This window comes from Nocardia sp. NPDC050378 (assembly GCF_040655675.1).
GTDB lineage: Bacteria > Actinomycetota > Actinomycetes > Mycobacteriales > Mycobacteriaceae > Nocardia > Nocardia coubleae.
Window position 1 is genome coordinate 26,412 of sequence record NZ_JBFAKI010000019.1, and the last position, 12,209, is coordinate 38,620.

The following is a 12,209-nucleotide window of genomic DNA, read 5'->3' on the forward strand; positions in this document are numbered from 1 at the left end:
CCCCGAGCCGTGTGCGCTCGGCCCGGGGACGTGCGCGGCTTCTACTTCTGGTTGAGGTCGCGACGCGCGGCGACCTTCGAGGACAGACCGTGGATCTGGACGAAGCCCTTGGCCAGGGACTGGTCGAAGGTGTCGCCCTCGTCGTAGGTGGCCAGGTTGAAGTCGTAGAGCGACTGCTCGGAGCGACGCCCGTTGACCACGGCGGAACCACCGTGCAGCACCATCCGGATGTCACCGGAGACCTGCTGCTGGGTGTCCTGCACGAAGGCGTCCAGGGCGCGCTTGAGCGGGGAGAACCACAGGCCGTCGTAGGCCAGCTCGCCCCAGCGCTGCTCGACCTGCCGCTTGTAGCGGCCCAGCTCGCGCTCGATGGTGACGTTCTCCAGAGCCTGGTGCGCGGTGATCAGCGCGATGGCGCCGGGCGCCTCGTAGATCTCGCGGCTCTTGATACCGACGAGCCGGTCCTCGACCATGTCGAGGCGGCCCACGCCCTGGCGACCGGCGCGGGTGTTCATCTCCTCGATGGCCTGCAGCACGGTGACCTGGCGGCCGTCGATGGCGACCGGCACACCCTTGTCGAAGGTGATGATGACCTCGTCGGGGGCTTCGAAGTTCACCGTCGGGTCGGCGGTGTAGTCGTAGACGTCCTTGGTCGGCGCGTTCCACAGGTCCTCGAGGAAGCCGGTCTCGACCGCGCGGCCCCAGACGTTCTGGTCGATGGAGAACGGCGACTTCTTGGTGACGTTGATCGGGAGCTTGTTCTCCTCGGCGAAGGCGATGGCCTTCTCGCGGGTCCAGGCGTAATCGCGGACCGGGGCGATGACCTCCAGGTCGGGGGCCAGGGCGCCGATGCCGACCTCGAAGCGGACCTGGTCGTTGCCCTTGCCGGTGCAGCCGTGCGACACGGTGGTGGCGTTGTGGAACTTGGCGGCCTCGACGAGGTGCTTGACGATCAGCGGCCGGCTGATGGCCGAGACCAGCGGGTACTGGCCCATGTACATGGCGTTGGCCTGGATGGTCGGCAGGCAGTACTCGTCGGCGAACTCGTCGCGCGCGTCGACCACGATGGCCTCCACGGCGCCGCAGTCCAGGGCTCGCTGGCGCACCACGTTCATGTCCTCGCCGCCCTGGCCCAGGTCGATGGCGACGGCCACGACCTCGGAACCGGTCTCCTTCGCGATCCAGCTGATGGCGACGGAGGTGTCAAGCCCACCGGAGTAGGCGAGTACGACGCGATCGGACATGTCTGTTGCGCTCCTTGAACTGGTGTCTGTGGACGGCTCGCGCCGTTGCTGCAAATGATTATGCACGATGATGCAAGCTCATTCATCACCGGGGTGCGACTCCTCGACGGCCGACACCATCTGTGAGACGCTGGTCACAGTAGCTACTCATCCAGTCGGGGTCGAGGAGTAAACATGCAGCAATTACGTGATTTCGCTCAGGCCAACTACGACCTCATCGGGCTCGTCGTCATCGGCGTCGGGAATTTCGCCCTGACCGTCGGCAAGACCCTGTTCGACCTGAGCACCCCCATTCTCCAGGATTTCTTCGCCTGACCCCCGGCACCGGAGGACACCATGGAAGACGCCATCCTGCAATTCCTCATGGAGAACTACGAGCCCGGCGCGGCGGTCGGCCTACACGTGGGCCGCGTGCTGTTCGACCTCAGTTCGCCCCTGATCCTCGCAGTCCTGAATTTCCTCGCGTCCTGAACGCGGTCGTACCGGCTCGCGCAGGCGATGCGCGTTCAGCTCGCGCAACTCCGCAGCGAAGTCGGCGAGCCGCCGTGCGCGCCAGGCAGGTCTGAACGCCGTCTGCCTGCGGTACCGCGCGGGCGGGGGTCGGCCCACGGTTTGAAGGGCGCGAGATCGGGAAGCACCCTCGCAGGGTAGTGCGCCGTACACGGTGTACGGCACTCTGGGACAGCACTATTCGACTCGCCAGAAGTGAGGACGAACAAGATGCTCCATTACATCGCGCAGGAATTCTCGACGCTCGGCAACGGTGTGCTCGATGTCGGTCGCGCCGTGGTCGAGCTGGTGCAGGACATCATCGATGTCGCCACACCGGGCCACAACGGTGGCGCGGGTGGCGGCGACTACCCGTTCAACTGATGTCGATCGGCGCGGGCTGCGCCGGATGACGGGCCCGCGCCGATAGTCTCCCCGGCATGAGCGACGACGTGCGACTCAGCGCCGGTACCGCGACAGTCACCATCGCCCCCGACGACGGCGGTGCGATCCACAGCCTCACCGTGGCGGGCACGGAATTGCTGCGCCAGGACCCCGGGACCGGGTGCTTCGTGATGGCGCCGTGGGCAGGTCGGCTCGGTTACGGCAAGCTCACCGTGGGTGATCGCACCTACCAACTGCCGATCGACAACCCGCCGCACAGCATTCACGGCACCGTCCGCGACCGGGCGTGGGAAGTCGTTTCCAGGACCGCGAACGAGGCAATACTGCGTTGCCGGTTGACGGCGCCTTGGCCGTTCGCGGGCACGGTTGTCCAGACTTTCACCCTCACCGAGTCGGGCCTGACCCTGGCGATGCGCATCACCACCGACCACGATCCGTTCCCCGCCCAGGGCGGCTGGCACCCGTGGTTCCTGCGCGATGTCGCCCCTGCCGCCGGCCCGCTCGAACTCGACTTCCACCCGGCATGGATGTACGAACGCGGCCCCGACTACCTCCCGACCGGCCGCCACATCTCACCCACTCCCCCACCGTGGGACGACTGCTTCGCCATGCCCGACGGCGTCCACGTCCGCCTCACCTGGCCCGGTTTCCTCGAGTTCACGATCACCAGCCCCGTCACCGATGTGGTGGTGTGGACACTGCCGGAGGAATCGCTGTCGGTCGAAGCACAATCCGGACCACCGAACGGGCTCAACACCGATCCGAGAATGGTTACGCCTGCCAAACCGCTGGATGTGCGGGTCGACTGGAATTGGCGGGAACTGTCGAACAGCTGACCCTGTCGCCGATCACCGCGGGATGTGGTGGTTCTGTGCGCACTCTCGGCAGATCGCGTGTACGCCGATCTTACGCACGCGACGTCGGATTACGTTGAGCTGGTGCCGCTTACGCTCGCTCATCCGCTCGCGGTCGTGCCGTTCTTCCGCTGGCTTCCGCCCGCCGCGCTGATCGCGGGCGCGGTCGCTCCCGACTCGGTCTACTACGTCCCGATCCCGCTCACCGGCAGCGCAACTCATTCGGCATGCGGTGTGCTGAGCTGGAATGTGCTGCTCGGACTCGCCCTACTGGCGGCTTTCCGACTATCGGCGGAGCCGGCCACCGCGCTGACGTCGTTCCGCGTACCGCTTCGTCCTCTTCCCGAGCACCGGAAGGACCGCACCGGTCGACGAACTCCCGCCCCATCAGGTGCCGCCCCGGCAGTGTCACCCTGCACGATCGGCGCGATCGTGATCGGCGCTTCGACCCACGTGCTGTGGGATTTCTGCACGCAGACAGCGGGTTTCGCTGTCCAGCACTGGGAGGTGTTGCGACTACCGGTCATCGAGCCACACAAGGTGTACAACGTGCTCGGATACGTCTCATCAGTAGTCGGCACGGTGGCATTCGGCGTCGTGATCTGGCGCCGCGCCGAACGAGTGCCGTCGATGCTGCCGCCCCTGTGGCGCTCGACGATCGTCACCGTGCTTCTCGGTGTCGCCCTCCTCGGCGCGCTTCTCGCTGTCACTGATCCCCTCGCCCACCCGAGCCCCTACGACCTGGTCCGCCTCGTGATCATCTCCGCAGCCGAGTGTCTCCTCTGTGCCTGGGTCGGCTACGTGACGCTCTGGTGGGTCGCCCGGCTAGGTCGGCGGTGGCGCGCAGGGCATCAGCGGATCGCGGGCATCCGACTACCGCACCCGCTCAGGCCAGGCTTTCGATCTTGGCGGCGAGTTCGGCGCCGGTGAGGGGTTCGCGGGCGATGACGGCGATGGTGTCGTCGCCTGCGATGGTGCCCACGATGTAGGGCAGGGCGGCGCGGTCGAGGGCGCTGGCCAGGAAGTGGGCGGCGCCGGGTGGGGTGCGCAGGACCGCGAGGTTGCCGCTGGCGTCGGTGGAGACGAGCAGGTCGGCCAGCAGTTTCGACAGGCGGCCGGTGCCGCCGGTGACGCCGCGGACGGGACTGCCGTCCTCGGGAACGATGTAGACCCCGGCGCCGCCGTCGGCGGCCCGCAGCTTCACCGCGCCGAGTTCGTCCAGGTCACGCGACAGGGTGGCCTGGGTGGTTTCGATGCCCTCGGCGGCCAGTAGCGCGGCCAGTTCGGTCTGGCTGCGCACCGAATGCGCCGAGAGCAGTTCGACGATGCGGGACTGGCGACCGGCGCGGGTGCGGGCGATGGTGCCCTTCTCGGGGGCGCTCATCGTCGCACTCCCGCGCCGGTCCCGATTCGCGGTCTCATGCGGCGGCTTTCGCGAGCAGCCACACCAGCAGCGCCTTCTGGGCGTGCAGCCGGTTCTCGGCTTCGTCCCACACCACGCTGTGCGAACCGTCGAGCACCTCGTCGGTGATCTCCTCGCCGCGGTGGGCGGGGAGGCAGTGCAGCACAAGCGCTTCCGGGTTGGCGGCGGCCAGCAGTTCGGTGTTGAGCTGGAACGGGCGGAACGGCCCGACGCGGTCGAGGCCGTCGTTCTCCTGCCCCATGGAGGTCCAGGTATCGGTGACGAGCACATCGGCCCCGGTGGCACCGGCGACGGGATCACCCGTCACCGACACGGTCGCACCGGTTTCGGCGGCGCGCTTGGCGGCGGCCTCCATGATCCAGGGCAGCGGCTCGAAACCAGCAGGGGCGGCGACAGTCACGTTCATGCCCGCGGTGACGCCACCGAGCAGCAGCGAGTGCGCCATATTGTTGGCGCCGTCGCCGAAGAAGGTGAGGTTGAGCCCGGCCAGCGAACCCTTGCGCTCGGCGATCGTCTGCAGATCGGCGAGGACCTGGCACGGGTGGAACTCGTTGGACAGCGCGTTCACCACGGGAACCGTCGCGGTGGCGGTCATTTCGTCCAGCCGCGACTGCTCGAAGGTGCGCCACACGATGGCGTCGACGTAGCGCGAGAGCACGCTGCCGGTGTCGCCGAGGGTCTCCTCGCGGCCGAGCTGGGTGTCACGACCGTCGACGACCACGGCGTGCCCACCGAGCTGGGCGATACCGAGCTCGAAGGAGAATCGGGTGCGGGTGGAGTTCTTCTCGAAGATCACCCCGACTCCGCGCGGACCGTCCAGCGGGCGGTGCGCGAAGGGGTTCTGCTTGAGTTCGGCGGCGAGAGCAAGGATTTCGGCCTGTTCGGCCTGGCTCACGTCGTCGTCGCGCAGGAAATGGCGCAGGGTCACTTGGTCGCTCCCTTGGCATCGGCGGCGGCCTTGTCGAGAATCTCGGGCAGGTCGGCGACGAAATTGTCGGCCTGGGTTTCGGTGAGCACCAGGGGTGGTGCCAACCGGATCACGTTGGGCTTGGCCGGGTTCAGCAGATATCCGGCCTCGCGGGCCCGTTCGTCCACGTGGGCGGAGATGTCGTTCTTCAGCACGATCCCGATGAGCAGCCCGGCGCCACGCACGTGGTCGATCTCCGGGTGCTCGAGCAGGGCGATGCCGTCGCTGAGTTTCTTGCCGACCCACTCCACATGGCTCAGCAGATCCTCGTTGTCGATGGTGCGCAGCACGGCCAGAGCCGCTGCGGCACAGACCGGATTGCCACCGAAAGTGGTGCCGTGCAGCCCGGGGGTGAGCAGTTCGGCGGCGCGACCCTGCGCCAGCACGGCGCCGATCGGCAGGCCACCGCCGAGGCCCTTGGCCAGGGTGATGGCGTCGGGCACGATGCCCGCGGCCTGGTGTGCGAAAAACGTTCCGGTGCGGCCGATTCCGGTTTGCACCTCGTCCAGGATCAGCAAAGCGCCTGCCCGCGAGGTGATTTCGCGGGCCTTGGCCAGGTAGTCGAACGGCGGGACGACCACACCGCTCTCCCCCATCATCGGCTCCAGGAACACCGCGGCGGTGTCGGCGTCGACGACGGCCTCCAGCGCGGCGGCGTCACCGTAGGGCACGTGCACGACGCCGGGCGGCATCGGCTCGAACGGCGCCCGCTTCGACGGCTGCCCGGTGAGCGCGAGCGCGCCCATGGTCCGGCCGTGGAACGCCTCCTCGGCGGCGACGATCTTGGACCGCCCGGTGAGCCGCGCGATCTTGAACGCGGCCTCGTTGGCCTCGGTGCCGGAGTTGCAGAAGAACGCCTTGCCCTCGCCGTCACCGAAGTGGGCGAGCAGCTTCTCGGCCAGCTCGATCACGGGTTCGCTGGCGTACAGGTTCGACACGTGACCGAGGGTGCCGAGCTGCTGGGTGACCGCCTCGAGGATGGCCGGATGCCCGTGGCCGAGGCTGTTCACCGCGATCCCACCGAGGAAGTCGACGTAGCGTTTGCCGTCGGCGTCGTAGAGCACCGCCCCGGCGCCGCGCACCAGCGCCACCTTCGGAGTGCCGTAGTTGTTCATCATCGCGGCCGACCACCGCTGCCGCAGTTTCGCCACTTCACTCATCGTCGTCCTCCCCCGGGGTCACCATGGTTCCGATTCCTTCGCCGGTGAACAGTTCCAGTAGTACCGAATGCGGGACGCGCCCGTCGATGACGTGGGCACTCGGCACCCCGCCGCGCACCGCGCGCAGACAGGCCTCCATCTTCGGCACCATGCCCGCGTCCAAGCTCGGCAGCAACTCGGCGAGCGCGTCGGCGTCGATGCGGCTGGTGAGCGAGGAACGGTCCGGCCAGTCGGTGTAGAGGCCCTCGACATCGGTGAGGACGACGAGCTTCTCGGCGCCGATGCCCTCGGCCAGCGCGGCCGCGGCGGTGTCGGCGTTGATGTTGTGCACCACGCCGTCGGCGTCGGGGGCGATGGTGGAGACCACCGGGATGCGGCCCGCGTCGATCAGGTCGAGCACGGCGCCGGGGTTGACCTCGGTGACATCGCCGACCAGGCCGATATCGGTGGCCACCCCGTCGACGGCGACTGTGCGCCGGGTGGCGGTGAACAGGTGCGCGTCCTCACCGGAGATGCCGACCGCGAACGGCCCGTGCGCGTTGATCAGCCCGACCAGTTCGCGCCCGACCTGACCGAACAGCACCATCCGCACCACGTCCATCACCTCGGGGGTGGTGACGCGGAAACCGCCACGGAATTCGCCTTCCATACCCAGTTTTTTCAGCATGGCATTGATCTGTGGGCCGCCACCGTGCACGACCACGGGGTGCACGCCGACGGTGCGCAGGAACGCCATGTCGGCGGCGAAGGCGGACTTGAGATCGTCGTCGATCATCGCGTTGCCGCCGTACTTCACGACGACGATCTTGTCGCGGAACTTCTGCAGCCACGGCAGCGCGTCGGCGAGGACATGCGCCTTGTCGAGGGCCGAAAGGCTGTGCAGCACACCGGCGTTCATGAGCTGTACGCCGAATTCTCTTCGACGTAGCCGTGCGAGAGGTCGGTGGTGCGCACCATGGCGGTGCCCTCACCCACATTGAGCTCGATCAGCACGTCGATATCGGCACCGGACAGGTCGACCTCCCGCGCGCCCGGAGCGCCGACACTGTCGACACAGACCGGATTGCCGTTGAACGACACCGCGATCCGATGCGGGTCGAGGGTCACCGGGGCGATCCCGACGGCGGCGAGCACCCGGCCCCAGTTCGGGTCGGAACCGAACAGCGCGGTCTTGACCAGGTTGTCGCGGGCCACGGCACGGGCGACGGTGAGCGCCTCGTCCTCGGTGGCCGCGCCGGTGACGGTGACCCGCACCCGCTTGGTGACGCCTTCGGCGTCGGCCATGAGCTGAGCGGCCAGGTCGTCGCACACGGTGAACACGGCGGCGTCGAGGTCGTCCTGCGACGGGGCGACGCCACTGGCGCCGTTGGCCAGCAGCAACACGGTGTCGTTGGTAGAGCAGGAGCCGTCGACGTCGAGCCGGTCGAAGGTGTACTTCGTGGCCTTGCGCAGCGCCTCGTCGAGCTGTTCGGGGGTGGCCACCGCGTCGGTGGTGAGCACGACGAGCATGGTGGCCAGCGAGGGAGCGAGCATGCCGGCACCCTTGGCCATGCCGCCGACGTTCCACTTGTCCTCGTGGTGGAAGGCCGATTCCTTGGGAACCGTGTCGGTGGTCATGATGGCGTGGGCCGCGTCGGAGCCACCGGTGAGGCCACCGCCCATCTCGTGCACGATCTCGGTGATCGCGGGGACGAGTTTGTCCATCGGCAGCCGGTCACCGATCAGGCCGGTGGAGCAGACCGCGATTTCGCCCGCGCCGGTCTCGGTGCCCCAATTGCTCAGTGCCGCAGCGAGTTCCTCGGCGGTCCGGTGGGTGTCCTGGAACCCGCCGTGGCCGGTACAGGCGTTGGCGCCACCGGAATTGAGGATGACCGCGCGCACGTGACCGGACTTCAGTACCTGCTGTGACCACAGCACGGGGGCGGCCTTCACCTGGTTGCGCGTGAATACGCCCGCCGCCGCGTATTCGGGGCCCTCGTTGAGCACCAGGGCGAGGTCGGGCTTGCCGCTGGCCTTGATGCCCGCCGCGATGCCCGCCGCGCGGAAGCCGAGCGGGGCCGTGACGCCCTGGGTGTGGATGAGTTTGCCGTGGTCCGGCGCGTGCGGATCAGGGGTTGTCACGGTGCCACTCCTACGGTGGAAAGTCCTGCGGTCTCGTCGAAACCGACGGCCAAATTCATCGATTGCACCGCGGCGCCCGCGGTGCCCTTGGTCAGATTGTCGATCGCGCCGATCACCACGAGCAGGCCCGCGTCGGCGTCGACGGCGACCTGCAGGGTGATGGCGTTGGAGCCGAGCACCGAACCGGTCTGCGGCAGCATGCCTTCGGGCAGCAGGTGCACGAAAGGTTCGTCGGCGTAAGCCTTTTCGTAGACGGCCCGGGCCTGCGCGGCGTCCACCTTCACCGGTGCGGTGCAGGTGGCGAGGATGCCGCGCGGCATCGGCGCGAGCACCGGCGTGAAGGACACCGAAACATCCACGCCGCCCGCGGCTTTCAGGTTCTGAGCGATCTCCGGGGTGTGCCGGTGCGCCCCCGCCACGCTGTAGGCGCGCACGCTGCCCATGACCTCGGAACCGAGCAGGCCGATGTCGAGTTTGCGGCCCGCTCCGGAGGCGCCGCTCACCGCGACGACGTTGACGGTGGGCTCGATGATGCCCGCCGCCACGGCCGGGGCGAGCGCGACACTGGACACCGTCGGGTAGCAGCCGGGCACCGCGATGCGGCGGGCACCGGTGAGCCGGGCGCGCGCGCCGGGCAGTTCGGGCAGACCGTAGGGCCAGCTGCCCGCGTGGGCGCTGCCGTAGTACTTCTCCCAGGCGGCGGGGTCGGTGAGCCGGAAGTCGGCGCCGCAGTCGATGACGACCGTCGAGTCGGGCAGCGCCTGGGCGATCGCGCCGGACTGACCGTGCGGCAGACCGAGGAACACGATGTCGTGCCCGGCCAAGGTCTCCGGGGTGGTTTCCTGCAGGACGCGGTCGGCCAGCGGCAGCAGCTGCGGCTGCAGTGCGCCGAGGGCGGTGCCCGCGTTGGATCCGGCGGTCAGCGCCCCGATCTCGAGGCGCCCGGCTCGGTATTCGGGATGGCCGAGCAGCAGACGCAACACCTCGCCACCGGCGTACCCACTGGCACCGGCAACCGCCACCCGTAATACGGGTCCTCCGGACGTTTCCACCATGTGATGATTATGCACGAGTATGCAAGCTCATTCATGCGCGGGTGTGACGGACTCGGCGCCACGTGCCCCGATCAGTCGCGCGACCAGCGGGAACACCAACACCGTCGTGGCGCCCGCGGCCACCAGTATCGAGGCTACCTCGCTACTGAGCAGGCCGGTGCGGGTCGCGACCTGCGTCACCGCGACGATGATCGGCAGACCGGTGGCCGCGTAGAGGGCCAACTGCAGCCGCTCACGACCGGTGGGAAGGTTCAGTCCGTGCGGCACGAAACGCTCGCTCAGCCACACCGGCAGACCGCGCGCGATCGCGATGGTGACCACGAACCACACCCACAGCGCCGGGTTACCCGCGACGGCGGACACGTCGATACCCATTCCGGAGACCACGAAGAACACCGGGATCAGCAGGCCGTAACCGATGGCCTCGAGTGAGGCGTCGACGTCGGGGTGGCCCGCGGCGATGAGCCTGCGCAGGATCATGCCCGCGGCGAAGGCGCCGAGTACCACGTCGAGGTCGAATTCCTCGGCGATCACCATGAGGACGAGCAGTAGCAGCACGACTCCGCGCACCGGGAGCTGCGACGTGCCGCCGTCGAGCCGGCCGAGCGCCGAGCCGAGGTCGGGTATCCGGTCGAGCATGCGCACCGGGATCAGGCCGACGAGCACCGCCGCGACCAGGAACATCAGTACGGTGACGAGCGCCGACATGGAGTCGCGGCTGCTCAGCAGCACCGACATCGCGACGATGGGCCCGAGTTCACCCACCGCGCCGTGCGTCATCACGGCGCGACCGAGCGGCGAGTCGGCGATTCCGGCCTGTTTCAGAATCGGCAGGAGCGTGCCGAGCGCGGTGGAGGTCAGCGCGATGGCCACGGCGATGCGCGTGCCCGTCGACCGGTCGGTGGCCAGGGTGACGATCCCGAACGCGAAGACCAGGCACACGAGCCAGACCAGCCAGGCTGTTCGCCCCGATTTCCCTCGCAGCAGGGCCGGGTCGAGTTCGTAGCCCGCGAGTAGGAACAGCATGCCCAGTCCGAGCTCGCTGACGAGGTCGACGCCGCCCCCGGTGTCGGCCCACCCGAGCACGTACGGGCCGAGCACCGCACCCGCGACCAGCAGGATCACCACATCGGGCAGATATCCGCGCAGCAGGCGCGACACCACCGGGGCGAGCACCGCGACCAGCGCGATCCAGAACAGCGACACGATCGGCGTCGGCCCGTCGGCACCGGCGGAAGCGAGCAGCTCCATGCGGGTCATCGTGGCACAGCGCACCAGCCGATCCCCGACACCGCGCGCGGGCGATCCGTCACCTTGCTCGCGGTGAATCGGGTTGCAGGTGCGCGAGGAGGAGCTTGATCAGCAGTACCGGGCCGAACCAGAGGAGGAAGGTCGGCACCGTGAGCATCGACGTGGTGATCGCGACGCCGAATACGGTGCCCGCGAAGGCAACCGGCACGCGCAGCTGATCGGGCACCGAGAGCACGACGACGGCCGCCGCGAGGACGAGGCTGTAGATGGTCGCCGCGACCCACCAACCGAACCCCGGGACCACCAGGGCCAGCAGGAACGGTTGGCCGTGGATGGCGACAAAGGTGAGGTGATGACGGGCGCTTCGGCCGGGTCGATGGAACCAGTTCTTGGCCGACGCTGTCGCGTTGACCACGGCGCCGCCGAACAGGTCGAAGCCGATCAGGGCGACCACCGCCACCACCAGCGCGGAGCCACCCGCGCTTCTCGCGAGCAGCGCGGCCGTCACCCCACCGGCGGCCGCCGCCGAATAGCACAGGGCTGCTTCGCTTCTCGTCGCGCCGGGCGCGATCAGCCGGTCGGTGATCGTCATCGGCGGATACCTTCCACGCACACCTGCACCAGAGGTTCGGTCATCTCGGTGAGGGCGACGCGGTCGTCGGCCAGCCACTGCACGAGGCACCCTTCGATCGCGCCGACGATCACCGCGGCGTGCGCGTCGCCGATGCCCGCCCGCAGTTGCCCCTCGGCGTCGGCCGCGCGCAGCAGTTCCGCGACGGCCGCCCGGTAGCCCTCGTAGACGGCGGCCATATCCAGCGGTGTCCTGGCCGACCACACGTCCAGCAACACGCGCGCGTAGTCCGGGTGGGCTGCCAGCATCGCCACCGTCGACCGGATCAACTGCGCCAGCCGATCGAGCGCGGGACCGGTTCCGGGTGCGGCGAGTTGCTGTTCGGCGCGCGCTCGGTACTGGTCGAACGCGGCGGTCAGCAACTCCTCCCGGCTGCTGACTGCGAGGTAGACACTCCCTTTCGCGACCCCCGCCTCCGCCGCCACATCCTCGATCCGCGACGCGGCGAACCCTTTTCTGGCGAAGACCCGGACGGCCGCCTCCAGAATCTCGGTCCGCCGCGCATCCACATCCACTCGCTTCGGCATGACTTTATAATGACTGACCAGTCAGCCATAGTCCATAAGAAATCGGACACGCGATTACCACGCCGTGATGGCGCTGGCACGA

The 12,209-nt window shown here is 68.5% G+C and carries 15 protein-coding genes; 5 read left to right on the forward strand and 10 right to left on the reverse strand.

The annotated features are described in order from the left end of the window. Positions 1 to 41: 41 nt before the first annotated feature. Positions 42 to 1,244, reverse strand: a complete 1,203-nt coding sequence (locus AB0I35_RS28080) for an argininosuccinate synthase (protein ID WP_357399353.1) — start codon at positions 1,242 to 1,244, stop codon at positions 42 to 44. 174 nt (positions 1,245 to 1,418) lie between these two features. On the opposite strand from AB0I35_RS28080, the gene AB0I35_RS28085 reads away from it, so the two are divergent. The 5 genes from AB0I35_RS28085 to AB0I35_RS28105 all read left to right on the forward strand — a co-directional run bounded on the left by AB0I35_RS28085 (position 1,419) and on the right by AB0I35_RS28105 (position 3,922). After that, a complete protein-coding gene (locus tag AB0I35_RS28085; RefSeq protein ID WP_166655845.1) occupies positions 1,419 to 1,559 on the forward strand; it encodes a hypothetical protein in 141 nt (46 codons plus the stop codon). A gap of 21 nt (positions 1,560 to 1,580) precedes the next feature. Next, positions 1,581 to 1,715, forward strand: coding sequence for a hypothetical protein (locus tag AB0I35_RS28090; RefSeq protein WP_255284058.1), 135 nt, complete (start codon positions 1,581 to 1,583; stop codon positions 1,713 to 1,715). Positions 1,716 to 1,964: 249 nt separating this feature from the next. Continuing rightward, positions 1,965 to 2,117, forward strand: coding sequence for a hypothetical protein (locus tag AB0I35_RS28095; protein ID WP_157102182.1), 153 nt, complete (start codon positions 1,965 to 1,967; stop codon positions 2,115 to 2,117). A gap of 56 nt (positions 2,118 to 2,173) precedes the next feature. After that, on the forward strand, positions 2,174 to 2,974 hold the full coding sequence (locus tag AB0I35_RS28100; RefSeq protein ID WP_357399355.1) for an aldose 1-epimerase: 801 nt from the start codon (positions 2,174 to 2,176) through the stop codon (positions 2,972 to 2,974). A 102-nt stretch (positions 2,975 to 3,076) separates the two neighbouring features. Further along, the gene (locus tag AB0I35_RS28105; protein ID WP_357399357.1) at positions 3,077 to 3,922 is read left to right on the forward strand and encodes a DUF4184 family protein; all 846 of its coding nucleotides are present in this window, start codon (positions 3,077 to 3,079) and stop codon (positions 3,920 to 3,922) included. On the opposite strand, the gene AB0I35_RS28110 is transcribed toward AB0I35_RS28105, so the two are convergent. From AB0I35_RS28110 to AB0I35_RS28150, 9 genes are read right to left on the reverse strand one after another with little or no spacing between them, the layout of a single operon-like run. Beyond that, on the reverse strand, positions 3,879 to 4,376 hold the full coding sequence (locus tag AB0I35_RS28110; protein ID WP_357399358.1) for an arginine repressor: 498 nt from the start codon (positions 4,374 to 4,376) through the stop codon (positions 3,879 to 3,881). The two genes, AB0I35_RS28105 and AB0I35_RS28110, sit on opposite strands and share 44 nt — an antisense overlap. Positions 4,377 to 4,410: 34 nt before the next feature. Continuing rightward, positions 4,411 to 5,343 carry an ornithine carbamoyltransferase gene (gene argF, locus AB0I35_RS28115; protein WP_357399360.1) on the reverse strand — a complete coding sequence of 311 codons (933 nt, stop codon included), beginning with the start codon at positions 5,341 to 5,343 and terminating at the stop codon, positions 4,411 to 4,413. Further along, the gene (locus AB0I35_RS28120) at positions 5,340 to 6,542 is read right to left on the reverse strand and encodes an acetylornithine transaminase (protein ID WP_357399361.1); all 1,203 of its coding nucleotides are present in this window, start codon (positions 6,540 to 6,542) and stop codon (positions 5,340 to 5,342) included. The genes argF and AB0I35_RS28120 overlap by 4 nt, the downstream gene beginning before the upstream one ends. Further along, positions 6,535 to 7,440: an acetylglutamate kinase gene (argB, locus tag AB0I35_RS28125; RefSeq protein WP_357399363.1), complete on the reverse strand. Its 906-nt coding sequence runs from the start codon at positions 7,438 to 7,440 to the stop codon at positions 6,535 to 6,537. Before argB ends, AB0I35_RS28120 begins: the two co-directional genes overlap by 8 nt. Next, positions 7,437 to 8,663: a bifunctional glutamate N-acetyltransferase/amino-acid acetyltransferase ArgJ gene (gene argJ, locus AB0I35_RS28130; RefSeq protein ID WP_357399364.1), complete on the reverse strand. Its 1,227-nt coding sequence runs from the start codon at positions 8,661 to 8,663 to the stop codon at positions 7,437 to 7,439. The genes argB and argJ overlap by 4 nt, the downstream gene beginning before the upstream one ends. After that, positions 8,660 to 9,718 (reverse strand): N-acetyl-gamma-glutamyl-phosphate reductase, encoded by a 1,059-nt coding sequence (gene argC, locus AB0I35_RS28135; protein ID WP_357399365.1) that lies wholly within the window; start codon positions 9,716 to 9,718, stop codon positions 8,660 to 8,662. Before argC ends, argJ begins: the two co-directional genes overlap by 4 nt. 27 nt (positions 9,719 to 9,745) lie before the next feature. Continuing rightward, positions 9,746 to 10,969, reverse strand: a complete 1,224-nt coding sequence (locus tag AB0I35_RS28140) for a cation:proton antiporter (protein WP_357399367.1) — start codon at positions 10,967 to 10,969, stop codon at positions 9,746 to 9,748. Positions 10,970 to 11,027: 58 nt separating this feature from the next. Further along, a complete protein-coding gene (locus tag AB0I35_RS28145; protein ID WP_357399368.1) occupies positions 11,028 to 11,561 on the reverse strand; it encodes a hypothetical protein in 534 nt (177 codons plus the stop codon). After that, a complete protein-coding gene (locus AB0I35_RS28150; protein ID WP_357399369.1) occupies positions 11,558 to 12,127 on the reverse strand; it encodes a TetR/AcrR family transcriptional regulator in 570 nt (189 codons plus the stop codon). The genes AB0I35_RS28145 and AB0I35_RS28150 overlap by 4 nt, the downstream gene beginning before the upstream one ends. Positions 12,128 to 12,209: the final 82 nt, after the last annotated feature.

Bases quoted from the DNA above. Each gene is read 5' to 3' on its own strand.
- AB0I35_RS28080 (WP_357399353.1), bottom strand. From the start codon at position 1,244: ATGTCCGATCGCGTCGTACTCGCCTACTCCGGTGGGCTTGACACCTCC.
- AB0I35_RS28120 (WP_357399361.1), bottom strand. From the start codon at position 6,542: ATGAGTGAAGTGGCGAAACTGCGGCAGCGGTGGTCGGCCGCGATGATG.
- argC (WP_357399365.1), bottom strand. From the start codon at position 9,718: ATGGTGGAAACGTCCGGAGGACCCGTATTACGGGTGGCGGTTGCCGGT.
- AB0I35_RS28150 (WP_357399369.1), bottom strand. From the start codon at position 12,127: ATGCCGAAGCGAGTGGATGTGGATGCGCGGCGGACCGAGATTCTGGAG.
- AB0I35_RS28090 (WP_255284058.1), top strand. From the start codon at position 1,581: ATGGAAGACGCCATCCTGCAATTCCTCATGGAGAACTACGAGCCCGGC.
- AB0I35_RS28100 (WP_357399355.1), top strand. From the start codon at position 2,174: ATGAGCGACGACGTGCGACTCAGCGCCGGTACCGCGACAGTCACCATC.
- AB0I35_RS28110 (WP_357399358.1), bottom strand. From the start codon at position 4,376: ATGAGCGCCCCCGAGAAGGGCACCATCGCCCGCACCCGCGCCGGTCGC.
- AB0I35_RS28140 (WP_357399367.1), bottom strand. From the start codon at position 10,969: ATGGAGCTGCTCGCTTCCGCCGGTGCCGACGGGCCGACGCCGATCGTG.
- AB0I35_RS28085 (WP_166655845.1), top strand. From the start codon at position 1,419: ATGCAGCAATTACGTGATTTCGCTCAGGCCAACTACGACCTCATCGGG.
- argB (WP_357399363.1), bottom strand. From the start codon at position 7,440: ATGAACGCCGGTGTGCTGCACAGCCTTTCGGCCCTCGACAAGGCGCAT.
- AB0I35_RS28095 (WP_157102182.1), top strand. From the start codon at position 1,965: ATGCTCCATTACATCGCGCAGGAATTCTCGACGCTCGGCAACGGTGTG.
- AB0I35_RS28145 (WP_357399368.1), bottom strand. From the start codon at position 11,561: ATGACGATCACCGACCGGCTGATCGCGCCCGGCGCGACGAGAAGCGAA.